The sequence below is a fragment of the Nostoc sp. NMS2 genome, from assembly GCF_017115105.1.
Taxonomy (GTDB): Bacteria; Cyanobacteriota; Cyanobacteriia; order Cyanobacteriales; family Nostocaceae; genus Nostoc.
This window is the reverse complement of the sequence record NZ_JABXKH010000162.1, coordinates 1-24,307: the sequence shown is the minus strand read 5'-3', so window position 1 is coordinate 24,307 and position 24,307 is coordinate 1. Positions and strand designations below refer to the sequence as shown.

17 protein-coding genes are annotated in these 24,307 nt (G+C 42.5%); 9 read left to right on the top strand and 8 right to left on the bottom strand.

Features of this window, described 5'->3' with window-relative positions:
- Positions 1–99 precede the first annotated feature (99 nt).
- The gene (locus tag HWQ36_RS29680) at positions 100–1,098 is read left to right on the top strand and encodes an alpha/beta hydrolase (protein ID WP_292709521.1); all 999 of its coding nucleotides are present in this window, start codon (positions 100–102) and stop codon (positions 1,096–1,098) included.
- 148 nt (positions 1,099–1,246) lie between these two features.
- Here HWQ36_RS29680 and HWQ36_RS29675 read toward each other — a convergent pair whose 3' ends face one another.
- The 3 genes from HWQ36_RS29675 to HWQ36_RS29665 form a co-directional block, all read right to left on the bottom strand.
- Complete coding sequence (locus HWQ36_RS29675; RefSeq protein WP_292709520.1) at positions 1,247–2,215, bottom strand: PleD family two-component system response regulator; 969 nt, start codon at positions 2,213–2,215, stop codon at positions 1,247–1,249.
- Positions 2,212–6,144, bottom strand: coding sequence for a PAS domain S-box protein (locus tag HWQ36_RS29670; RefSeq protein WP_292709519.1), 3,933 nt, complete (start codon positions 6,142–6,144; stop codon positions 2,212–2,214). Before HWQ36_RS29670 ends, HWQ36_RS29675 begins: the two co-directional genes overlap by 4 nt.
- Positions 6,145–6,856: 712 nt before the next feature.
- Positions 6,857–7,093: a hypothetical protein gene (locus HWQ36_RS29665; RefSeq protein ID WP_292709518.1), complete on the bottom strand. Its 237-nt coding sequence runs from the start codon at positions 7,091–7,093 to the stop codon at positions 6,857–6,859.
- A 384-nt stretch (positions 7,094–7,477) separates the two neighbouring features.
- On the opposite strand from HWQ36_RS29665, the gene HWQ36_RS29660 reads away from it, so the two are divergent.
- A complete protein-coding gene (locus HWQ36_RS29660; RefSeq protein ID WP_292709517.1) occupies positions 7,478–8,488 on the top strand; it encodes a cyanophycin synthetase in 1,011 nt (336 codons plus the stop codon).
- A 55-nt stretch (positions 8,489–8,543) separates the two neighbouring features.
- On the opposite strand, the gene HWQ36_RS29655 is transcribed toward HWQ36_RS29660, so the two are convergent.
- From HWQ36_RS29655 to HWQ36_RS29645, 3 genes are all read right to left on the bottom strand, one after another.
- Entirely contained in the window at positions 8,544–8,894 is a 351-nt protein-coding gene (locus HWQ36_RS29655) for a hypothetical protein (protein ID WP_292709516.1), read from the bottom strand.
- Positions 8,895–9,422: 528 nt separating this feature from the next.
- Complete coding sequence (locus HWQ36_RS29650; protein ID WP_292709515.1) at positions 9,423–9,689, bottom strand: hypothetical protein; 267 nt, start codon at positions 9,687–9,689, stop codon at positions 9,423–9,425.
- Positions 9,656–9,886 (bottom strand): hypothetical protein, encoded by a 231-nt coding sequence (locus HWQ36_RS29645; RefSeq protein WP_292709514.1) that lies wholly within the window; start codon positions 9,884–9,886, stop codon positions 9,656–9,658. The genes HWQ36_RS29650 and HWQ36_RS29645 overlap by 34 nt, the downstream gene beginning before the upstream one ends.
- Positions 9,887–10,087: 201 nt before the next feature.
- On the opposite strand from HWQ36_RS29645, the gene gatB reads away from it, so the two are divergent.
- The 7 genes from gatB to HWQ36_RS29610 all read left to right on the top strand — a co-directional run bounded on the left by gatB (position 10,088) and on the right by HWQ36_RS29610 (position 21,648).
- Positions 10,088–11,587, top strand: coding sequence for an Asp-tRNA(Asn)/Glu-tRNA(Gln) amidotransferase subunit GatB (gene gatB / locus HWQ36_RS29640; RefSeq protein WP_292709513.1), 1,500 nt, complete (start codon positions 10,088–10,090; stop codon positions 11,585–11,587).
- 768 nt (positions 11,588–12,355) lie between these two features.
- Positions 12,356–13,618 (top strand): bifunctional ornithine acetyltransferase/N-acetylglutamate synthase, encoded by a 1,263-nt coding sequence (gene argJ, locus HWQ36_RS29635; RefSeq protein WP_292709512.1) that lies wholly within the window; start codon positions 12,356–12,358, stop codon positions 13,616–13,618.
- An 887-nt stretch (positions 13,619–14,505) separates the two neighbouring features.
- The gene (locus HWQ36_RS29630) at positions 14,506–15,888 is read left to right on the top strand and encodes a CmpA/NrtA family ABC transporter substrate-binding protein (protein WP_292709511.1); all 1,383 of its coding nucleotides are present in this window, start codon (positions 14,506–14,508) and stop codon (positions 15,886–15,888) included.
- A 121-nt stretch (positions 15,889–16,009) separates the two neighbouring features.
- Positions 16,010–16,849, top strand: coding sequence for a nitrate ABC transporter permease (gene ntrB, locus HWQ36_RS29625; RefSeq protein ID WP_292709509.1), 840 nt, complete (start codon positions 16,010–16,012; stop codon positions 16,847–16,849).
- 232 nt (positions 16,850–17,081) lie between these two features.
- On the top strand, positions 17,082–19,082 hold the full coding sequence (locus HWQ36_RS29620; RefSeq protein WP_292709507.1) for a nitrate ABC transporter ATP-binding protein: 2,001 nt from the start codon (positions 17,082–17,084) through the stop codon (positions 19,080–19,082).
- 353 nt (positions 19,083–19,435) lie between these two features.
- On the top strand, positions 19,436–20,293 hold the full coding sequence (locus HWQ36_RS29615; RefSeq protein ID WP_292709505.1) for a nitrate ABC transporter ATP-binding protein: 858 nt from the start codon (positions 19,436–19,438) through the stop codon (positions 20,291–20,293).
- A gap of 32 nt (positions 20,294–20,325) precedes the next feature.
- The gene (locus tag HWQ36_RS29610; protein WP_292709503.1) at positions 20,326–21,648 is read left to right on the top strand and encodes a DUF58 domain-containing protein; all 1,323 of its coding nucleotides are present in this window, start codon (positions 20,326–20,328) and stop codon (positions 21,646–21,648) included.
- A 152-nt stretch (positions 21,649–21,800) separates the two neighbouring features.
- Here the strand turns inward: HWQ36_RS29610 and chrA are convergent, their stop codons facing one another.
- Both chrA and fabG read right to left on the bottom strand, forming a co-directional pair.
- On the bottom strand, positions 21,801–23,021 hold the full coding sequence (gene chrA, locus HWQ36_RS29605; protein WP_292709501.1) for a chromate efflux transporter: 1,221 nt from the start codon (positions 23,019–23,021) through the stop codon (positions 21,801–21,803).
- 305 nt (positions 23,022–23,326) lie between these two features.
- On the bottom strand, positions 23,327–24,073 hold the full coding sequence (gene fabG / locus HWQ36_RS29600; RefSeq protein ID WP_292709499.1) for a 3-oxoacyl-[acyl-carrier-protein] reductase: 747 nt from the start codon (positions 24,071–24,073) through the stop codon (positions 23,327–23,329).
- Positions 24,074–24,307 lie beyond the last annotated feature (234 nt).

Below are 24,307 nucleotides of genomic sequence, written 5' to 3'. Positions count from 1 at the left end.
AAGGAATTAATTAACTCAAAAATTTAGTTGAATAAAAATTCAGAATTCAGAATGAATTCTGTTTTGATTAAAATCACTTGTGCTAAACCAAAAAACTCAATGCTGTACCGCAATTTTCAAACTCAAGCCGAGCTAGATTACCAATACAATCCCAGTGAACTAGGTCTTGATATACCTGGATACATGAATATGTATGCCACAAATAGTGCTAAGGTGCGTGAAAAACTACGTTGTCATTTAAGTGTTGTTTTTGGCTCTACCCTAGTCGAACATCTAGATATTTTTCCTGCAACGCAACCACAAGCACCAATTTTGGTATTTATCCACGGTGGCTACTGGATAATGTCTAACAGTAAAGATTTTAGCTTTGTCGCTCAAGGTCTTGTAGCTGCCGATGTTACAGTGGTGGTGGTCAACTATGCCTTGTGTCCCAAAGTAACCATTGATGAGATTGTCCGCCAAAATCGTTCAGCGATCGCCTGGATTTATCATCATGCGGAAAGCTTTGGTGCAGACCCTAATCGCATCCATGTAGCTGGTCACTCAGCCGGTGGTCACTTAACTGCGATGCTCATGGCTACAGATTGGAAAAACGACTATGGGCTACCAGATGACATCATCAAAGGTGGTTGTGCTATTAGCGGTTTGTTTGATTTGATGCCATTTCCCTACACCTGGCTACAACCCAAACTACAATTTACTTGGGCTGAAGTTCTTCGCAATAGTCCTATCCATCATCTTCCTGAAAAAGCTGGTTCTCTACTTGTAACTTATGGCGGCGAAGAGACTTCAGAGTTTCAACGGCAATCTCTAGATTTTCTGGCTGCATGGAAAGAAAAAGAATTGCCTGGTGAATACTTACCACAGCCTAATGAAAACCACTTTACGATCGTGAATGGTTTTTTAGACACTGACAGTCCACTGTGTACGGCAATTTTGAGACAAATGGAGAAGAATTCAGAAGGGGCTAAACGCCCCGCTACTGCTAACAGAATTCAGAACGGGCTAAACCCTAGCTATCCGCTAACAGAATTCAGGAGCGGAGCCGGAGAAGCTCCGCCTCCGGTCAGAATAGCTGAATTCTTCTTCAACTTTTAAGATCGGGATGAGGGGGCTAGCACTGCAATCGTTAAAGGACTGCAACAAATATAATTGTCATAATCAATCCCTGTGGTTAGGGATTAATCATAGCGATCGCTCATACGGAACCGCGATCGCTTTTCTACTGAATCAACCTGCCATCGCACTAGCGGGAATTTTTATTTTTGGGTAGTAGAATATTTTGCACAAAGCGATCGCGTCCTGCTGCCTTTGCTTGATACAATGCCCGATCTGCTGCGGCAATTATTTCTTCCAAGTCAGAATCTGGCTGAGGAATTTCTGTCGTGAACCCAAGACTAATTGTTACATGAGGACTAACTTGGGAATTTTCATGAGGTATTGCCAATGTTCGGACAGTATGGCAAATTTTCTTGGCAACATGAGTCGCCCCTTCGGTGTCTGTATTAGGTAAAATCACAGCAAATTCTTCTCCACCATAACGGGCAACTAAATCTCCGGGACGTTTAATAATATCTTTGATAGCCTTAGCAATTTCTTGAAGACAGCGATCGCCTACTCGATGCCCGTATGTATCGTTATATAATTTGAAGAAATCAACATCGCAAAGAATCAGGGAAAGAGGCCGTTTATCTCGTTTTAGGCGCTGCCACTCTTGGTTAAAATACTCTTCAAACCGTCGGCGGTTAGCTATTTGAGTTAATCCATCAATAGTAGCTAATCGCTGCAATTCCAAATTAACGGTTTCCAGTTTTTGTTGTAACTGAGATTGCTGAATCAAGCGTTTTACCCGTTGTCGCAAAACTGGCCAGTGAATCGGTTTGGTAATATAGTCCATTGCTCCCACTGCAAATGCTCGATCAACTGACTCTTGATCCTCAAGTCCCGTAATCATTAAAACTGGAGTGTGTTTGCTGCAATCAAGAAGTTCTAAGTGAGTGCAACACTCGAACCCATCCATATCCGGCATGATGGCATCAAGGAGTATTATGTCTGGGTGCATTTGGTTAAAAGCAGTTAAAGCTTCTCTGCCATTTTGAGCTTCCGCTATTTTATAGCCTTCCCGCTCCAAGAACTGCCGAAGTATCATGCGGATAAAAGGCTCATCATCAACAATTAGAACTAAAGATTGGCTTTCTTGAGCAGTAGCTGTCATGGTGTTTCCTTCGCAAGTTCTTTTTCTAAGGCAGTTTTAACTTGTTCATATTCCTGGTATAACTGCGAGAGTAATTCTCTGGTGTTTTCTAATTCACTGCTCCGTCCCTGTGCTTCTAAAACCTTGCAAAGCTGCGCTAATGCGATCGCTCCAATAGAGGCACTGCTAGACTTAAGTTGATGGGCTGCCTTCCATATAGTTTGGGCATCCCGGGTTGCGATCGCTGTGCTAATATCTTGCACCAGTCTCGGTGTTTCTGTAAGATAACACTTAATTAGTTCAGCAAATACAACCCGATCTCCTCTGACTATATCCCGCAAGGATTGGAGCATTTTGGCATCAATTTTGGCACTTTTTAATGTCTGGTTTTGCCCTTCTTGGATGATATTTTGCGAAGGTTGCAATTCTAAATACATAATTTTATCTTGTTTGAATATGGAAGTGACTTCAAGACTTCTTTGGCGAGGGCATTTGCTGAGTGCCTGAGCTAACTTTTGTAACTGAATCGGTTTGCTAATGTAGTCATCCATACCAGCAGCAAGACAGACTTCGCGATCGCCTCGCATCGCATTGGCCGTTATCGCAATGATATGGGGACGAAAACCGACTTCCCATTCTTGACAGATTCTCCGAACTGTTTCTAACCCATCCATTTCGGGCATGTGGACATCCATCAACACTAGGTCATAAGGCTGTTTTTGCAAAGCCTTGAGTACTTCTACCCCATTAATTACGACATCAGCTGAATAACCCATTTTCTGTAGCATCAGTAAAACAACTTTCTGATTGACAACCGTATCCTCTGCCAAAAGAATCCGTAGTGGCAGTGGATGGGTCAAATGCCGATCAACCAAGGGAAAATCAGAAATACTAGCTTGGCTTGGCTGATTTCCTAAAACACGGGTCATAACATCGTAGAGTTGAGATTGTTTGATGGGTTTGCTCAAAGAAGCAGCATCGACATCACCAAAGTCAGAGGATGTTTCGCCTTTACCTAAAGAGGTGAGAATCACTAAAGGTAGATTTTGACAACCAGATTGCCTGCGGATTTGACGAGCTAGGGTTATGCCATCCATTGCCGGCATTTGCATATCTAAAATGGCAATATCAAACTGTGTTCCCTGAGCAAGTTGAGCTAAGGCTTCTTGAGCAGAATTGGCAGCATAAGTTTCCATTTTCCAAGACTCTGCTTGCAAGCTGATAATTTGGCAGTTAGTCAGATTGTCGTCCACAATCAACAGACGCTTTCCCTCAAGTGGCATCGGTGAATTACTAAATTCAGTTTCTGGTACAGCAGACACTTGGGCAGTAATGGTGAAATAGAATGTTGAACCTTGAGAAGAATAAGGAGATGATAATAATTTTCTACTTTTCCATCTAGGGCTAGGATTGCCACCAACAAACCCTTGGCTTTCCACCCAAAGAGTGCCCCCCATCATCTTACTAAGCCGCTTGCTAATGACTAATCCTAATCCTGTGCCGCCATATCGTCGAGTCATAGAGACATCAGCCTGAGTGAAGGGATGAAATAACCGCTCGATCTTCTCTGGTGTGATGCCAATACCTGTATCTTTGATGGCAAATTGAATTTGGATTAGGGACTCGAAAGAGGCAGAGGGGCGGGGGGAAGGGTACAGAGGAGAGGAATTGTCCCCCTGCCCCCCTGCTCTCCTCCCCATATTCCCCAGTTCAACATAGAGTAATACTTCTCCGTGTTCAGTAAACTTAATCGCGTTGTTGAGGAGATTCATTAAGACTTGGCGCAGACGTGTCATATCGCCAACGATCTGAGTGGGAACTTGTGGTTGGATTAGGTAAACTAGTTCGATATCTTTTTGGGCAACTTTAGGGGCTAATAGAGAAATAGCCTGTTCCACACAAGCTCTCAAATCAAAAGGCTGTTCTTCTAATTCCAGCTTTCCCGACTCAATTTTAGAGAAATCTAGAATGTCGTTGATGATGGAGAGCAAAGCATCTCCGCTACTGCGAACTGTTTCTACAAAGTCTTGCTGTTGGGGGGTAAGGTCAGTATCCAGCAATAGATCGGTCATGCCAATAACAGCATTCATTGGAGTCCGAATTTCGTGGCTCATCATTGCCAAAAACTCACTTTTTGCCCGATTTGCGGCTTCAGCCTGACGTTTTGCCTGCTCTAAGGCAAAGTTTTTCAAGGTAAGTTCTTCTCGTCGGCGGGTTTCTTGTTCGAGTAAGTAAGCCTGTGCTAGAGCAATACCCAGTTGAGCCGCCACTGCTTCTAGTAATTCGATTTCGTCTGGTGTCCATTGGCGAAAATAGCTGCACTGATGTAATCCGATCGCACCATTGGGTTCTCCTTGATAGGAAGTGCGGATTGACAGCATAGACTTCAGTTGAATTTTTCGGCAGATAGGTTCAGCCGCCTGGAGTAAAGGATCGGTATACACATCTGGAGAGGCGATCGCATTTTCTTGTGCCATCATCTGCTCTGCATGAGGATTGTTAGTTATGGGAACTTCCAATCCCCATGCAGAGCAGGAATTGGGGAGTATATTATACTGTGCTACTAAGGGAATTTTGGGGATGGGGTCGTTAATATAAGAATGGATCAGACAGCGATCAACTTTAAACGCCTGTCCAATTTGGGTAGCGGCTGTCTCAAAGATTTTCCTGGTATCAAGACTTTGACGAATTTCTTGAGTAATTTGTTCAAGTAGTAGGGTGCGATGCAATTGCCGTTGTAACGCTTCTTTATCTCGTTTGTTTTCGGTAATATCTTGATTTATGCCAACAGTGGCAACAGTTTCTCCCTGTTCATCCTGTAAAGAGACTACAGTTGTTTCGCAAATTCTCTCACTGCCATCTTTACGAAGAAAGTGTATTTCCCCCGACCAACGTCCTTGCTGGTTGACTGTTTCGAGAATTTTGGTGCTTAATGTTACGGCTACTTCCGGCTGATGCAAAATACTGATATGTTTAGCCAAAATCTCGGCTTTGGTATAGCCAAACATGCTTTGGGCAGCAGGATTCCAGTCAATAATATTTCCGGTTAAATCTGTGATAATTACGCCATCATGCATGTTTTCAAAAGTAAGGGCTTGCCGATGCAGGCTAGCTTCAGCTTGCTTGCGGTGGCTAATATCTGTTTGAATTCCAATAAAGTGGCTGAAATTGCCATTTTCGTCATGAATAGGAGAAATACTCAATTGATTCCAGAACAAGATACCATCTTTGCTATAGTTGCGGAGAATAACTTTACAACTTGTTCCAGCTTGAATAGATGAGCGCAGTTCATTGAGTGCTGATTGCTGTATATCTGCGCTTTGCAAAAATCGATAGTTTTGCCCAATCACATCAGTAGCGCTGTAGCCTGTTATTTGTTCAAAGGCGCAGTTGACGTAAATTACCGGATTATAGGGAAGTCTGGCATCGGCAATGATAATTCCATTACTGGTAGCAGCAAGTACCCTCTCCTTCAGTCTCAAGGTTTCTTCAAGCTGCTTTAAATCAGTAATGTCAAACATAAATCCCTTCAGCGTAGTAGGAGTTTCTGCTTCTTCAACTACCCTAACAACGTCTCGCAGCCAAACAACTCGCCCATCGGCTGCTAACATCCGGTATTCCAATTCGTGATTCTCGCTGCGACGGAGGGCAATTTCTATTTGTTTCTGTTCAAAAATCTTGTGAGTTAACTTCTGATTTATTGCTGTTATCTGGTGGTTACTTGCTTTTATCGCCAGGGCAAAACAGATTGATAATGTCAGCGTGACAACAACCAATAACCCTGTAATCAATACAACTTGTGTTAATAACCCTGGAGTCTGAGTTAAAAGTCTCCCCCAGAGTAAAACTACAGAGATTGAGAAGAAAATCCCCAGCAACAAAGCTAGTAATTTTCGTTTGCAGAAAAATATCACAGGTTTTAACCAGTGATATCGGCGCTGTTTGACCACTTATTAACCCTCAAGCACTTTCTTTCAGGGCTTATTACACTAATCTCTACTTTTAAGTAATTTAAAATATCAATAGCAACGGGGCAATTACGGATTTTTTTGAAGTAATATATTTGTATATAATATAATATCAGTATAAAAATTTAATAACTTCTAGTTCTAATTAAATAAGTCTCGATTCGTAGGTTGGGTTGAGGCAAGAAACCCAACAAATACGTTGGGTTTTGCTTCGCTCAACCCAACCTAAAAAAAATGGCGAAGGTATTGCTTCTAATTCTAATTAAATAAGTAGGCGAGAATAAATCAAAAGAAGCTAAATAATGTAATAAATACACCGAATTGCAAGTAAGTGAGGTACAAAATGGAGGACTCTGCCTCATGCCTCTAAACCCGTAGCTTTGTACTTCATGCAAAAGAAAACTGCTGTATTGAAATTAGTTTATTGAAGTTAGTTTATACCGAACGCTGTTCGCTTTCGACGGACTACACCTACAGATTTTTAATTTTTTTGCAAACAAAATAAATAGATTAAGAGCAAGGGTTAAAGGGATTGAATTTTCCCCTTAACCCTTCCCTTTTCACCACAAGAATGCCAAAAAGATATTAATGAACAGAGTAAGGACAAAGCACCCCCTACGCAAACACAATCTAGAACGAAAATTTCTTTCTCTGTTCCCTATTTTCAAGATAGGTCTATTGTCTAATTTGTACTTTAAATCACAGATGCTTCGCGTTGACAATCAAAAACAACCAGATAGGAAGCATTTGGTACTTCCTGGGGGAGGTGTCGCATATAGCCATCAGCATCAGAACGGCTGCGGAAGCGAGCAACAATTTCTCGTTGTGTATTAGGAAGCTGACGAGCGATTGCCCAAGAATTGAGACGTTCTTTATAAGCAATAGGCTGATTGTCTGATTTAGAAGCTTGGTTATCCGTATTTTCTGGCATAATGATGTTATCCGTATGAAGTTTAATGAAAGGCGTTAATTAGTTTCTAGGTAGGAATGCACTAACGCTTTTTTTAATGCTGCTGCCACCTTGTTATTCGATTATTAATAAGTTGTCAACACTTAGCGCTAAATTTTAGACCAACTAAGTTGTAATTTTTAGGTAGCTATGAATCTCAAAGCCTTAATTTGCAACTGTTTTCAGCACAAAACAATCTTCAAGCAGAAAGTTTGCCAAATATTGAGTTTGCATGATTTGTTTGCATATGCAGAAGTAAAAACACCATCAGTGGTAAAATTAAGGCTAATGTCTTAAAAGAGACTATCAAATCATTCATTTGAGAATGAATATTAACGTTCCCCCGGTAAAATTATAGTTATCATAATGGAAACACCATTTGTAACATCAATCATTCAAAAAGTAGCAGAGGAAATAGGAGCAGCAGTTTTAGTAGATCCAGAATGCACCTTTGTGGGACTGATTACCTTTAAAAATGGCAATAAAACTTTTTTTAGGAATACCAGATTTAGTATTAATTCTTCTGGCTCAACAGCAATAGCGAAAGATAAAAGTGTTTCCAGCTTTTTTTTGAATAATTTTGGTTACAAAGTTACCGAAGGGAAAACATTTTTTAGTGAAGAACTATATGAAGAAATAGCTAATATCAGGAATATCGACGAAGGATTCTATTATGCTAAAGAGTTGGGATTTCCTGTAATTGTCAAGCCGATTAATCTCAGTCAAGGAATGTTTGTTACCAAGGTTCATAATAAGCAAGAATACTATCAAGTAGCCAAGAAAATCTTGCAAAAAGTCTCAGGTTTCATTGTTGAGCGATTTTATAGTGGCAATGATTATAGAATTGTAGTACTTGATGATGAAGTAGTTTCGGCATATCAAAGAATTCCCCTATTTGTAACCGGGGATGGTCAATCTAATGTTTTAGAACTTATGCAACAGAAGCAGGAAAGTTTTATAAAAAATGGTAGAAAAGAAATTATAGATTTTGAAGATTACAGAATTAAAAAAAACTTGCGAAGACGGAAGCTAAATTTTAGTAGTGTGATCCCTAAGAATAATATTGTATATCTTTTAGATAATGCAAATTTATCGACTGGAGGCGAGGCAGTAGACTTTACAGAAAGCATTCATCCTGATTTTCAAAAACTAGCAGTAAGTATTACAAAAGATATGGAACTGAGATTAGCAGGTGTGGATATTCTTGCTAGTGATATAACCTCACCAATAGTAGATTATACAATCCTTGAAGTGAATGGCGCTCCTAGCTTAACTCATTATGCGTCATTTGGTGAAGTTCAGACGCAGAGAGTAGAAAATTTATATCTCAAAATTCTCAAAATACTTGAAAACGAGATTAACAGAGAAAAGCATTGATTTTGGTTTCAGGCGGAGCAATTCTACCCTTATCTAGCTATAGCTATCTCTCTCTTCACCATTTCTGATCTAGTAGGGATTCAAATTCAGCTTGTAAAGCGATTATATCCGCCAATCTTGTGACTAGTAAATTATCTTCACCAGCATTACTTAAACGTACTTTCCAATAACTAATACTGTCTGAGTTGTTCAACCAAAACTGAATCACGGTATCTACCACTTGATCTAGATTCCAACCCCACTTGGCTGGAACTGATTCTACCGATTCTAGAAACGTATCTAGTGTACACGTATGTATTCCCAAGTATTCCACACCTTGGTGATGTGGTTTTTGCTCACTTTGCTGTTGGTGATTAAAAAACTGCAAAAGTGGAGATACCCCTACAATATCAAAAGTGTATTTCATGCTAGTACTCCCAGTTGTAAAATTGCTTGCAGGAAAGGTTTAGTTCATTCGTTTAGAATAATACTTTATAAGTAACTTAAGCATCTAGAAAAAGTATAGTTTCGATCTGTATCATAAGTATTAAACCTCAGTTTAAAATTAGCACCAACAAGCCTTGAGTGCTAATCTTTGTTTAATAGTTTGATTTATTATTAAAGAGTTTCAGGCATTAATCAAGGTGTGTATATATTTTTAATAATTATTTAATTAATTCCCTTACGACTTGTAAAGGCTTTATCCTCCCTAACAGATAAAGTCAGGATTCCACTGTCAGTAAGCCCAAATTTGACAAATTTATCAGTATTAACAGCATCTAAACTTTTTACGTAGCATTCATCTAAACCTCATCTAAGTTGAGAACCGTAGTTTTCGCCCTCACCCTAAATCCCTCTCCCAGATATGGGAGAGGGACTTTGAAATTCTAGCTCCCCGAATCCCAAATATGGGAGAAGGGGTTGGGGGATGCTTTCAAGGGCAGGTTTTTATTTTTTAGGCAGAAGAGAAGTTAAGATTAGTAGTCCAAGGTTGAGGGAAAAAGTGACCAAAAGGGAGAGGCTGACCCAATAACAAAGCAACGATAACTTTGATGAAACCACGACGCAAACAACTCAAAAGGCGTGTGGGTTGGAGAGCAGGCGGTAAATTATGTGCCAGATGATTTGCTGGTAGCTCATCATAACTACTACCAGTGTTGCTAGCATCAGCCTCACCACCAACACTGACTAACCAAATGTGACAATTTTGGCATACAACCAATCAGCATATAATCCTCGGTCGGCAGTGACAATCACTGTCATGTGTTTGGGAATAAAATCTTTTAAGTGGTCAAACAGTTCTAACCAGTATGGTTTCCAAGCTCCTGGTTCATTGGCTTTCACCACTTTCCACGCCACTGGTACGGCACATCCACGAATCAACACGCTAATTGCCAAGACTGTAAATCGACTGCCCAAGGTGGTAGCATCCTATCCCTTGGCTAGTTGGCATTCACGAGAATGCCATTGTTGAACTATCCAACAAAGCATTGGGGTTCACACCTTCCTTTTCAAGCTCATCGGAGTAAGCATTACTCACCCAAATAACCGTCTTCAGGGCAACTCAATACGCCGCTACAATAGTACCACTACAAGGATTATGCCGAAATTAGTGATATTATGACGACTGCTACAACTGTAAAAACTGAGTATGAAGCGATTATTGGTCTAGAAACCCATTGTCAGTTGAGTACTAAGACCAAAATTTTCTCTAATAGCTCTACGGCATTTGGTGCTGACCCAAATACTAACATTGACCCGGTTTGTATGGGTTTACCTGGGGTCTTACCTGTACTCAATGAAAAAGTATTAGAATACGCTGTCAAAACTGGTTTGGCACTGAATTGTCAAATTGCTAGATATAGTAAGTTTGACCGGAAACAGTATTTTTATCCTGACTTACCCAAAAATTACCAAATTTCTCAATACGACCTACCGATCGCAGAACATGGTTGGTTAGAAATAGAATTAGTAGATGCTGAGGGGAATCCCACTCGTAAACGCATTGGGATTACACGTCTGCACATGGAAGAAGATGCGGGAAAATTGGTACACGCCGGCAGCGTTGGCGAAGCCTCTCGGAACGAGACTCGCCTTTCCGGTTCTTCCTATTCTCTGGTAGACTACAATCGCGCAGGTATACCGTTAGTGGAAATTGTCTCTGAACCGGATTTGCGTTCTGGATTAGAAGCTGCTGAATATGCCGAAGAGTTACGCCGGATTGTGCGGTATCTCGGTGTGAGTGACGGCAATATGCAAGAAGGATCTCTGCGCTGCGATGTCAACATTTCTGTGCGTCCGGTGGGACGAAAGGAATTTGGCACCAAGGTAGAAATCAAAAACATGAACTCCTTCAGCGCCATTCAACGAGCGATTGACTACGAAATTGAGCGCCAAATCGCCGCCATTGAAGCAGGCGAGAGCATTATTCAAGAAACTCGGCTGTGGGAAGAAGGCGCTCAACGCACAAGTAGTATGCGGATTAAGGAAGGTTCTAGCGATTATCGTTACTTCCCTGAACCAGATTTAGCACCAATTGAGGTAACAGATGCAGAATTAGAGAAATGGCATAACGAATTACCAGAATTACCAGCCCAAAAACGCCATCATTATGAAAGTGAGTTGGGGCTTTCGGCTTATGATGCGCGAGTGTTGACAGAAGATCGTTCAATAGCCGAATATTTTGAAACTGCGATTGCATCTGGAGCAAATGCCAAAGCTGCTGCAAACTGGATTACTCAAGATATCGCAGCCTACCTTAATAAGCAAAAACTCAGTATCACTCAAATCGGGCTGACTCCTACCAATTTAGCTGATATCATTACTCGCATTGAAACGGGCAAAATTAGCAATGCTCAAGCTAAAGAAAAGTTGCCAGATTTGCTCAGTGGGATTTCTCCTGAAAAAGCTTTTGCAGGTCTTGAGTTAATCACCGATCCTAGTGTACTAGAACCCATCGTTGATGAAATCATAGCCGCCAATCCCAAAGAACTAGAAAAGTATCGCAACGGTAACACCAACCTTAAAGGTTTCTTTGTCGGACAAGTTCTGAAAAAGACAGCCAAACGTGCTGATCCTAAGCTGATTAACGAATTGGTAGAAAAGAAACTGAACGTCTAGTGGTCTTTCAAGGCAGGGAGAGTGGGTGAGATGAGGGGGATGGGGGAGCAGGGAGACAAGGGGGACAAGGGGGACAAGGGGGACAAGGGGGAATTATTGAATAGTCTCTTCCTTGTCTTCCCCCTCTTCCTTGTCTCCCTTGTCTCTTCATCATGCCCTGTTTGGCCAATGCCCCATGCCTCAAGTAAGTATTTTCTCGGTGTTTCTTTATAGAATCTTCATATAAAAGCTGGTGACTACCCGCATACCTAAAATGATATAGTGTGGTAAGTAGATGCACCCTGATGATCTGGAGAGCTGCCTAAGTAGCTCTCTTTTATTTTATGTTTGTGGTATTTACGGAGCAGCTTCATTAAAATTTTAGAAAGAATCTTAATAGATAAGTATTAACCCTTAGACAACAAATGATATGGTGTGAAATTAAAGGATGCACCGTAATGATCTGGAGAGTCACTTGAGTGGCCCTCCTTTTTCGTATCTGTCTTTCGTCATAAGAAAGGTAAAAACAATTATGCTAATCGCCAACTGGTGCATTATTATTGCCATCAGCAAATAAACTCACAATCAAAGGAACTGGAGACTGAGCAGTGGAATCAGAGGGAAAATAAATAACAGACGCGATTAATCGTGTCTCTACTCCTAACTGTACAGACGCGATCGCGTCTCTCCTAACTGTACAGATGCGATCGCGTCTCTCTTAACTCAACACTCCGTACTTTTTTAAAGCATAAATTGACCTATCCAACCTGATAGTTGTAAGGAATAATAATGGCAGATTGGCAAAAAATCACAGGTGGTGTTACAGCACCAAGGGGGTATCAGGCGGCGGGAATTACCGCAGGGTTGAAACCTTCGGGGTTGCCGGATTTAGCTTTGATATTCTCAGAGGTAGAAGCGATCGCAGCTGGTGTATTCACCACCAGTCAAGTTAAAGCTGCCTGTGTAGAATATTGTCGCCAACGCTTGCAAGTTAAACATAGCGCTCGTGCCATCCTTTGCAACGCTGGACAAGCAAATGCCGCAACAGGTAATCAAGGCTACCTTGATACTCTAGAGTCTGCTCTGGCAATAGCTCAAGCCCTAAACATCTCGTCTGAATCTGTCTTATTGGCTTCCACTGGCGTAATCGGTCAAAGAATTAAGATGGATGCTTTGCGAAGCGGAATTCCTAAAGTAGTAGCAGCACTATCAGAAACAGGCTCAGATGCCGCAGCCGGGGCGATTATCACTACAGACTTGGTAACAAAATCTATTGCCCTAGAGACAACTGTAGGCGATGCCTCCGGCGGGCTGCGCCAACGCCCAGTAAGAATTGGCGGCATTGCCAAAGGCTCCGGTATGATACATCCCAACATGGCAACTATGTTGGCATTTGTTACTTGTGATGCTGTAGTTTCACCAGCCCTTTGGCAACAAATGTTAGCAAGGGCGGCTGATAGAAGCTTTAATTCTATTACTGTGGATGGTGATACTAGTACCAACGACAGCTTAATCGCCTTGGCAAATGGTCAATCTCGCACCCCCGCAATTACAGAATGGGGTGCAGAAGCAGAGAAATTAGAGGGCATGTTAACAGCAGTTTGTCAACATTTAGCTAAAGCGATCGCTCGTGATGGTGAAGGCGCAACCTGTCTAATAGAAGTGGAAGTAACAGGGGCCCATGATGAACTCTCAGCCCGACAAATAGCCAAAACCATCGCTGGTTCATCTTTAGTTAAATCTGCAATCTTTGGACGAGATCCCAACTGGGGACGCATTGCTGCCGCCGCCGGACGTGCAGGTGTGCCCTTTGAGCAAGAAAACCTGCAAATTAAGTTAGGGGATTTCTTAATGTTGGAAAATGGGCAACCCTTAACTTTTGATCGTGCAGCAGCGAGTGCTTATTTGAAAAAAGCAGCGACGGGTGCTTATCTCCAACAAGATACGGTGTTAATCTCCGTTAATGTTGGCAATGGTTATGGTGTGGGTAAAGCTTGGGGTTGTGATTTGAGTTACGACTACGTGAGAATTAACGCCGAATATACTACGTGAACTGCTCACGTCTATTTGCTAGGTTGAGACGAGCTCAAAGAAGAATTCAGAAGTCTGAATGGGCTAAACGCCCCGCTACCGCTAACAGAATTCAGAATCAATTAGTGGGGGCTTCAGACCCGCCACTACGAAAGTTGACCACTAAATCTTCTCTTTCAGAGATGCCGAACGATTTAGGGGGGTCTTAAACCGATTTATTCATCTGCCACTCGCACAGAATTCAATTCTGTTCGCGGATGCCAGAGGCATTATTCTGGCTCCTGACTCCTGAATTCTTTTTTGATAACTAATTATTTGGACATCATATAGCAATCCATGCAGTTGTTACGAACAAAAAGATCCCCGACTTCTTGAAGAAGTCGGGGATCTGAACTTTTTAGTCGAGAGCAAATCAAATAGGATTGCTATATCAATCATAATTTAAATATAATAGTCTCCATAAATAAAAACTTATATATGACCAATTACGACTAGAAGTAAGTTACAAAATAAACGAAAACAGTAAATCATAGTGTAAATATAATAGTCTCCATAAGTAAGAGTTTATATATTAAAAGTTATTACTATAGTTCAGGAAAATAGATAAATTTTTCCTTATACATCTAATCTAATATTTGTTTAATAATTCGAGACTCCGAGTTAACTAATTTGGCTTCAAAGGCTGTAAACTGATTTCAACAAGGTGAATGATGCCTCTGCATCACATTAGAGCAGAGCCAATAAATTAGCCGAGTTTTTATATAAGTAGCCGCGTCATTGATGAAATGACTGCGTTTACATTATCCAATATAGCTTGATTAATCATTAGACAATGCAAGAAAGACGTTGTTTTCTTGCCTAAATTGTCATAGCTATAAAAAATAAAATTTACCTTCAAAGGAGATATTATGACAGAATTTTTTAATCAAATTTCCCGTCGCAAATTTATATTTACAGCTGGAGTATCTGCGAGTGCTGTATTACTAAAAGGCTGTTTGGGCAATCCCCCTGACAACCTCACTGGTGGAAGTACTCAAGCACAACCAACTGCTCAGTCGGTCGCTAATATTAGTCCTGAACAGACACCAGAAACCACTACAGTCAAGCTAGGATATATACCCATTGTAGAAGCGGCTCCTTTAATTATTGCTAAAGAAAAAGGATTTTTTGCCAAGTATGGCATGACTGATGTTAGTCTTTCCAAACAAGCTTCTTGGGGTGCAGCCAGAGACAACGTGGAAATTGGTTCGGCGGGTGGTGGTATAGATGGCGGTCAATGGCAGATGCCAATGCCACATTTAATTACAGAAGGTTTAATCACCAAGGGGAATCAAAAAATTCCCATGTATATCTTATGTCAATTGATTACGCATGGAAATGGAATTGCGATCGCAAACAAGCATCAAGGCAAAGGTATTAGTTTACAACTCGCTGGCGCTAAGTCGTTATTCAAGGAATTAAAATCCTCAACACCCTTCACTGCTGCATTCACCTTTCCCCACGTCAACCAAGATTTGTGGATTCGCTATTGGTTAGCAGCAGGCGGTTTAGATCCAGATGCAGATGTCAAATTGCTCACAGTACCAGCCGCGCAAACTGTGGCCAACATGAAAACAGGAACAATGGATGCCTTTAGTACAGGCGACCCCTGGCCTTATCGTCTGGTGCAAGACAAGATTGGCTACGTAGCAGCATTAACCGCAGAAATTTGGAAAAATCATCCTGAAGAATATCTTGCCATCAGAGGCGACTGGGTTGATAAAAATCCCAAGGCTACCAAAGCAATTTTAAAAGGAATTATGGAAGCACAGCAATGGTTAGATAATTTTGACAACCGCAAAGAAGCTGCTCAACTTCTCGCGGGACGAAATTATTTTAATCTTTCTTCACCGGAAATCTTAGCCGATCCATACCAAGGTAAGTATGACATGGGTGATGGTCGCAAAATTGATGATAAATCAATGGCAGCTTATTACTGGAAAGATGAAAGAGGTAGTGTTTCCTACCCCTATAAGAGTCATGATTTGTGGTTCATCACTGAAAACGTTCGTTGGGGATTCTTGCCTAAAGATTACTTAGATAATAATGCTGCCAAGGCTAAGGAACTGATCAACAAAGTCAACCGCGAAGATATTTGGAAAGAAGCTGCCAAAGAAGCTGGGATTGCGGCTGCTGATATTCCCACAAATACATCCCGTGGTGTAGAAGAGTTTTTTGATGGCATCAAATTTGACCCCGAAAAGCCAGAAGAATATTTGAAGAGTCTCAAAATCAAGAAAGTCAATATTTAGTCATTGGTCAAGAGTACAGACGCGATTAATCGCGTCTGTACAAGGGTCATTAGTTATTTGCAAAGGACAAAAGACAAATGACAAATGACAAAGAAGTAAAATTTGAGGAGAACACAGCATCATGACAGTCGCCCAAAAACGCCCTGTAAGTCCTAGATTGAATAATAGCTTTATATCCGGTCTGAAAAAGCAATTTCCTGACCTTATACCTCCAGCGATCGCGATCGCAATCTTTCTGACTATTTGGCAACTCTTCTCTTGGACTCCAGGAGCCACATTACCAGGCCCAATACAGGTTATCCAAGACACTTGGGTTCTCATTTTCTGGCCCTTTTATGACCGAGGTGGTCTTGATAAAGGTCTATTTTGGCAGATTCTCGCCAGTCTGAAACGGGTTGCTATCAGTTATACCCTAGCTGCGATCGTTGGTATTGGCTTAGGGGTTTTGATTGGTGTCAATAGAACCATGTCTAAAGCTTTAGACCCCATCTTTCAACTACTGCGGACTGTACCACCTCTAGCTTGGGTACCAATTTCTTTAGCAGCTTTACGACAAAACGAACCAGCCGCCTTATTCGTAATTTTCATCACCGCCATTTGGCCCATCTTAATTAACACTGCTGTCGGCGTTACCCAAATTCCCCAAGATTACAACAACGTCGCCAAAGTTCTGCAACTTAGCCGCAAAGAATATTTCCTTAATATTTTGATTCCGGCGGCATTACCCTACATTTTTACCGGCTTAAGAATTGCGATCGGTTTAGCTTGGTTAGCGATTATCGCCGCCGAAATTGTCATGTCCGGTATTGTCGGAATCGGCTTCTTTATCTGGGATGCCTATCAAAATAACAACGTCAGCGAAGTGATTTTAGCTCTAGTTTATATCGGCGTTGTCGGCTTAGTGCTAGACAAAATGATGGGTTGGCTTCAAAACAAGATTTTACCAGCAGAGCAAAAATAGTCATTGGTCATTAGTCATTTGTAAAAAACTAAGGACTAGGGATTGTTTTCAAACTCGAAGATCCCCTTAAAAAAGGGGGAAAAGAAATCCTAAAAGCCCCCCTTAAAAAGGGGGGTTGGGGGGATTTTCAAAGACTATGGTGTTTAAAGAGAGGTTTGAAAACACGATCTAATGACCACGTATCAAGGACAAGTGACAAAAGACAAAGGACAAATGACAAAGGATAAATAAGATGTTTGTAGCTGTCGATCAAATTGAAAAAGTTTTTGAATTAACTGGTGGTGGCAAATATATCGCCCTTAAAGGAATCGACCTCCAAATAAAAAAAGGGGAATTCGTTTCTTTGATTGGTCACTCCGGTTGCGGCAAATCTACTCTCTTAAATATGATTGCAGGTTTGGATTTGCCAACTGAGGGTCTTGTCACCTTAGAAGGACAAAAAATTACCAAACCTGGGCCAGACAGGATGGTGGTGTTCCAAAATTATTCGCTATTACCTTGGCGGACGGTAAGAGAAAATATTGCCCTCGCTGTGGACTCGGTAATGAAGGGTTTACCCACAGACGAGCGCAACGATATTATCGAAAAACATATTGATATGGTGGGTTTGCGTCCCCATGCTGACAAACAACCGGGAATGTTATCAGGTGGACAAAAACAGCGAGTTGCGATCGCCCGCGCCTTAGCGATTCGTCCCAAATTACTCTTGCTAGATGAACCCTTTGGTGCATTGGATGCACTCACACGCGGCAATTTGCAAGAACAACTCATGCAAATCTGCGAAGCAAATGAAGTTACCGCCGTGATGGTGACACATGATGTCGATGAAGCAGTGCTGTTATCTGACAGAATCGTGATGCTAACCAACGGCCCCGAATCTAAAATTGGTGACATCTTAGAAGTAGATATTCCCAGACCCCGCAAGCGGATGGAAGTAGTAGAACATCCCAGCTACTACAGCTTGCGGAGTGAGATGATTTACTTCCTCAATCAGCAGAAACGGATTAAGAAAATTCGGGCGAGAAAAACTGCTGACGTTGCCCGTCATGGATTAGAAAAAGTTAACCTAGAAATTGGCTTTTTACCTCTAACAGCTTGCGCCCCCTTAGCAGTTGCAAAAGAAAAAGGCTTCTTTGCCAAGCATGGTTTAGATGAAGTTAACCTCGTGCGCGAGAGCAACTGGCGGGGTATCGTCGATGGCATGAGTGGCGGTTATTTGGATGCGGCTCAAATGCCTTCCGGGATGCCAATGTGGTTAACCTTGGGAGGACATAATAACCAACCTCTGCCCGTTGTCACTGCCCTTACCATGACTCGCAACGGTAATGCCATCACCTTGGCAAAACACTTTTACGACCAAGGCGTGCAAAACCTATCAGATTTTAAAAGATACCTGCTTCGCACCCGCGAACAACGGCACACAATGGGGGTAGTGCATCCCGCATCTATGCACAACTTGCTGCTGCGTTATTGGCTAGCGGCTGGTGGAATTGACCCGGATTGCGATGTGGATATGAAGACCATTCCCCCAGCGCAGATGGTAGCCGACTTAAAAGCCGGAAGTATTGATGGTTACTGCGTGGGTGAACCTTGGAACTACCGTGCGGCTGTGGAAGGTGTCGGCTTTACCATCGCAACTGACTTAGAAGTTTGGTTTGGACACCCCGGTAAAGTTCTTGGTGTACGGGAAGATTGGGCAGAAACTTATCCAAATACGCACATTGCTTTGACTAAAGCTTTGCTAGAAGCTTGCGTGTATTGTGCAAATCCCGACAATGCTCAAGAAATTCGGCAAATTTTAGCAGGGCGAGATTATGTTAGTACCGATTTAGAATACATTCAACTCGAAGATCCAGATAATAATGTCTGTAGCTTAGATCATCCGTTGCGCGACTATGCCCATCACCAGTTTTATTCTGAATCTGCCATTAACCGCCCCAGCCGCACCGAACAAATTTGGATTATGAGTCAATTGGCGCGTTGGGGTGACACTCCCTTCCCCAGAAATTGGGTAGAAGTTGTTGAACGGGTTTGTCGAGTGCGTGTTTTCAGCACCGCCGCCCGAGAATTAGGTTTAGATATTAGCTATATTCGCCAACCGATCAAACTGTTTGATGGTACTCCCTTTAACGCCGACGATCCCATCGCCTATCTCAACAGCTTGAAAATTAAATGTGATTTTTCAATCGCGGAAGTTGTTCTTGATGCACCAAGAAGAAAACTTGCGTCATAAAAAAATCGTGACAGAAAGAGGGAGTGGAAGAAGTAGGACATCTTACTTCTTGTGGGGTGGGCGACACGAGTGCCCGTAATCAAAGGCGGGCAAGATGCCCACCCCACAAGATTAAATAATTTTAGTTGTTAAAAATTTCTTGAACTCCATTAATGAGGCTTTGAACTCCATTAATAATTTGACTTTTCATATCACCAACAAAAGACAGACCTAACCCCCTACCCCCTTCCCTTGTAGGGAAGGGGAAAAAGTCAAAGCCTCTCCCCTTTTAGGGGAGAGGTTTGGAGAGAGGTCAGAATATTCATTTGCACATCGCGTACATTTAGCTTTTTAATCCCCAAATACCAAATACCATGCAAAACCGCAACTCAACAGCTACAAACACATTAGGAAAACCATTCACAAATGCAACCACCAGTCGCAGACCTTTCTTAGAAATTAAAGACGTTACCAAAGTTTATCCGACAAAGAAAGGCCCCTTCACTGTACTCGACGGCGTTAACCTTAACGTCGAGCAGGGCGAATTTCTTTGCGTCATCGGCCACTCTGGCTGCGGCAAATCGACACTCCTAAATATGGTATCCGGTTTTAACTTTCCCACCTCCGGGGAAGTGTTGCTGGAAGGAGAACCAATTACCAAGCCAGGCCCAGACAGGATGGTTGTCTTCCAAAGCTATGCCTTGCTACCGTGGCGGACTGCTTTTGAAAACATCTACTTAGCTGTTAACGCCGTTTATCCTAACAAACCACAAGCCGAAAAAAGAGCGATCGTCCGCGATCATTTAGCAATGGTGGGACTGGCTGATGCAATGGAAAAGAAACCAATGCAAATGTCGGGTGGGATGAGACAACGGGTTTCTATCGCCCGTGCTTTAGCGATTCGTCCGAAAGTCTTAATTTTAGATGAACCTTTTGGGGCGCTGGATGCTATCACCAAAGAAGAATTACAAGAAGAATTGCTGAAAATTTGGGGCGATAACCGTTGTACAGTGCTGATGATTACCCATGATATCGACGAGGCACTATTTTTAGCAGATAAATTGGTCATGATGACCAATGGCCCACACGCGAAAATAGGCGAAGTCATGGAAATTCCTTTTTCTCGTCCGCGCGATCGCGCCCGTATTATGGAAGATCCACAATACTACCAATTACGTAATTATGCCCTAGATTTCCTCTTTAACCGCTTTGCCCATGATGATGTAGGTTAAGCTAATCTTTTCCTAACTTCTCACTCTCAAAAATGGTTCCTTCCAAACGAGTCTATTTATTGCTGGTTTTAGGTATAGCCATCGCCCCGATCCTATACCTTTTTCTCAGCATTAAAGCAACCATCGCCATCATTGTGCTATTTGATGCCATAATTCTTGGATTGATGGTTGCAGATGGCTTGCAGGTGCGGCGTTCTCGCGTGCAAATTACCCGCGAATTACCATCTCGATTATCCATTGGGCGGGATAATCCGGTGATGCTAAAAGTAACATCGCCAAATACCAACGCCTTAATTGAAATCTGCGATTACTACCCAACAGGATTTGGTGTATCAACACCCGTACACCGGGCGATTATTCCCAGTAATACTAGTCAAGAATTGACCTATACCGTCAACCCAAAACAGCGCGGCGAGTTTCCTTGGGGAAATATTCAAGTCCGACAATTAGGAATTTGGGGATTAGCTTGGGATGATTGGCAAATTCCCCAAAGTTTGCCAGTGAAAGTTTATCCTGATTTGGTGGGATTGCGATCGCTCACAATTCGTTTGACATTGCAATCATCAGGATCAATCCGCCAACGTAAAACTGGTATTGGTACAGAGTTTGCCGAACTGCGGAACTATCGCACTGGTGACGATTTGCGCTTTATTGATTGGAAAGCTACCGCCCGGCGAGTTGGGGCTTACAATAATGCCACGCCACTGGTGAGGGTTTTAGAACCAGAACAAGAACAAACATTACTCATCTTGCTCGATCGCGGCCGCTTAATGACCGCAAAGGTGCAAAATTTGCAGCGATTTGACTGGGGTTTGAATGCAACCTTATCCTTAGCATTGGCGGGGTTACATCGAGGCGATCGCGTTGGTGTTGGTGTATTTGACCGCCAGATGCATACGTGGATTCCCCCAGAACGCGGTCAACATCATTTGAATCAGCTAATCGATCGCCTAACTCCAATTCAACCAGTATTATTTGAATCTGATTATTTGGGCGCGGTGACAAATGTTGTGCAGCGTCAAACTCGCAGGGCGCTTGTAGTCGTGATTACAGACTTAGTTGATGTCACCGCCTCTACGGAACTCTTGGCTGCACTCTCAAAGTTAGCGCCTCGCTATCTGCCATTTTGTGTGACTCTACGAGATCCACAAGTTGACCATTTAGCACACACTTTTACAGATGATGTTACAGAAGCTTATGCCCGTGCCGTAGCACTTGATTTATTAATGCAAAGACAGGTAGCATTTGCTCAATTGAAACAAAAAGGTGTATTAGTACTAGATGCACCAGCAAATCAAATTGCCGATCAGGTAGTTGAGCGATATCTGCAACTCAAAGCGCGGAATCAACTTTAGTAGAGACGCGAAATTGCACTTTGTGCCCCTATACTAATGCGTCATCGCTAAGTAAGTTGGCGCGAAAAACCCAAGTATATTACGAAACGTAAATAGGCTTAAAACCCTTACTAATGACAAATGACAAATTCTGTTCGATAAAATATGCAATTTCAACGAGTGTAGCCCAAGAGTGAAGCGCCCCATCCAATAAAAGCGCTACCAAAAACTAGCCATGCAGCATTGACGCGGAAGTGAATAGCTAAAATGGCTGAGACGATCGCGATCGCCAAGCCGAGAAAATCTACAAATGGGGCTTGTGGTAATGTTAAAGTGGCTTTCCCCAGTTGCAGAGCAGTAACAACCATTAGCGCTACAGCACTAACATTCACAGCATCCAAAAATGCTCTAGTCCAAGAAGAGGCCCGTAAGCGGGGAATTAAGGGATTCAAGGCAGCAACGAAAACAAAAGAAGGTAGAAAAATTCCGATTGTGGCCACAATTGCGCCAGGGATGCCAGCTATGACATAACCGATAAAGGTAGCCGTAGAAAGCACTGGCCCAGGAGTAAATTGACCAATTGCGATCGCATCTAGTAACTGCTGTTGTGTTAGCCAGCCGTATTCTTGAACTAATCCTCCTTGGAGAAAAGCCACCAAAAGGTATCCACCACCAAACAAAACACTACCGACTTTGAGAAAAAACCAACCCAACTGCCATAAAGAAACGTTGGTTACAGTAGATGCGGTAGCTACCGATGCAGCAACAACCGTTGATGCCTTTAAAGTCGCACCTGTGGTGAGACTAGCAATTAGAAAGTTGGCTTTATTTCCTGGTTTGTCGTTTTTATCGCCAGAATGTAACCAAACCATACCCAGCAATCCCCCAACTAATAGGGCAATTACTTCATTTAATTTGAATAATAATGTCAGTAACGCCACAGCCAAAGCAATCACCAACAATTGGCGAGTTTTCACAGCCTTTTTTGCCAAGCCCCAGAGGGCATTAATAATGATTGCTAAAACAGCCGGTTTAATGCCATAAAGGAGGGGAGCTACTTGAGGTAAAGTGCCGTAGGCAACATAAACCCAAGCAAACCCCCCAGTAATTAGAACCGCAGGTAAGATAAAACAAACACCTGAGACAATCAGCCCCAACCAACCTGCATAGATGTATCCTATATGAATAGCCATTTCTGTGGAATTTGGCCCAGGAATTAGGTTAGTTGCGCCTAGCAAATCCAGAAAATGCTCCCTTGTCAACCACTGACGACGCTTAACCACTTCATCTTCAATCATGGCAATATGGGCAACCGGGCCCCCAAAGCCGATAACGCCAAGTTTAAAAAACAGTTTGGCGAGTTCGCCCAAACGACTTGGTGCTGAGTTAGTCATCTAACCCTCCAGTAGACTCTCACCATAACTGTACTTAGTTTAGTGGCGGGTTTTTTACCCAGTTCTAGACTAATCTTAAAAGATTAGGGCTTACGCACTGGACAAAAGAATTATGTTGTGAATCAACTTCAGGAGGCAGGAGGAAAACTGCTCCCTGCCTCCTTTAACAAAGTTTAGGGGTAAAAGTAGCATAGCCTCTACAGGCAGAACTAATTGAACACCTAAGCTAAATCCCCGTCACAAAACGTAATTACGAATTACGAACTACGTTCGCGAAGCGTGCCGGAGGCTCTATTACGAATTATTTAAGCCATTACCATTCCGCCATCGACGTTAAAAACTTGTCCGGTGATGTAGTTGGCGGCGGGGTCGGCGGCGAGGAAGCGCACCATCCCGGCGACTTCTTCGGGCTGACCGAAGCGACCAAGGGGGATGTATTTGAGAATATCTTCAGGATTATTGAGACTGCTAGTCATATCGGTGGTGATGAAGCCAGGGGCGACGGCGTTAACGGTGATGCCGCGAGTAGCCAGTTCTTTGGCAACGCTTTTGGTGAAGCCGATTACACCTGCTTTGGCGGCGCTGTAGTTGGACTGACCTGGGTTGCCCATCTGCCCAGCAACGGAGGTAATGTTAATAATTCGCCCCGATCGCTGTTTGAGCATGATTTTACTGACGGCCCGTGTACATAAGAAAACACCAGTTAGATTAAGGTCTATCACAGCTTGCCAATCTTCTGGCTTTAAACGCAAAAGCAGTGTGTCGCGCGTAATCCCTGCGTTATTGACTAAGATATCCACACGGCTAAACTTTTCCATGACGGCGTTAACTAGTGCATCTACTTGATCGCCTTTAGAAACGTCTGCTTGGATAGCGATCGCTTCACCTCCCACTGCTGTAATTTCTGTAACAACAGCCTCAGCCGCAGTACTCGAACTGGCATAATTGACAACTGCGATCGCTCCTTGTGAAGCTAATTCAACTGCGATCGCTTTGCCAATTCCTCGTGATGCACCTGTGACAATTGCGACTTTACCTTGTAATAATGTCATTTAATGTTCCTCAATCTTAGAAATACCGCGCTAATTATCTTATGGTGATTTAGGGAACATCTGAAATATTGTCTAGATAAAATCTCACTCTTTCAGGGTGACAATCTTGCTGTCATCCTGCAAATTAGATCAGGGTTAGCGCGTCTCAAAGCCTATTGACAAGAGGACTTGCCTGATCAGCAATCTTTGTTGGAAACAAAGTGACACCATCCGAGGTAGGGTAAGATTTAATTC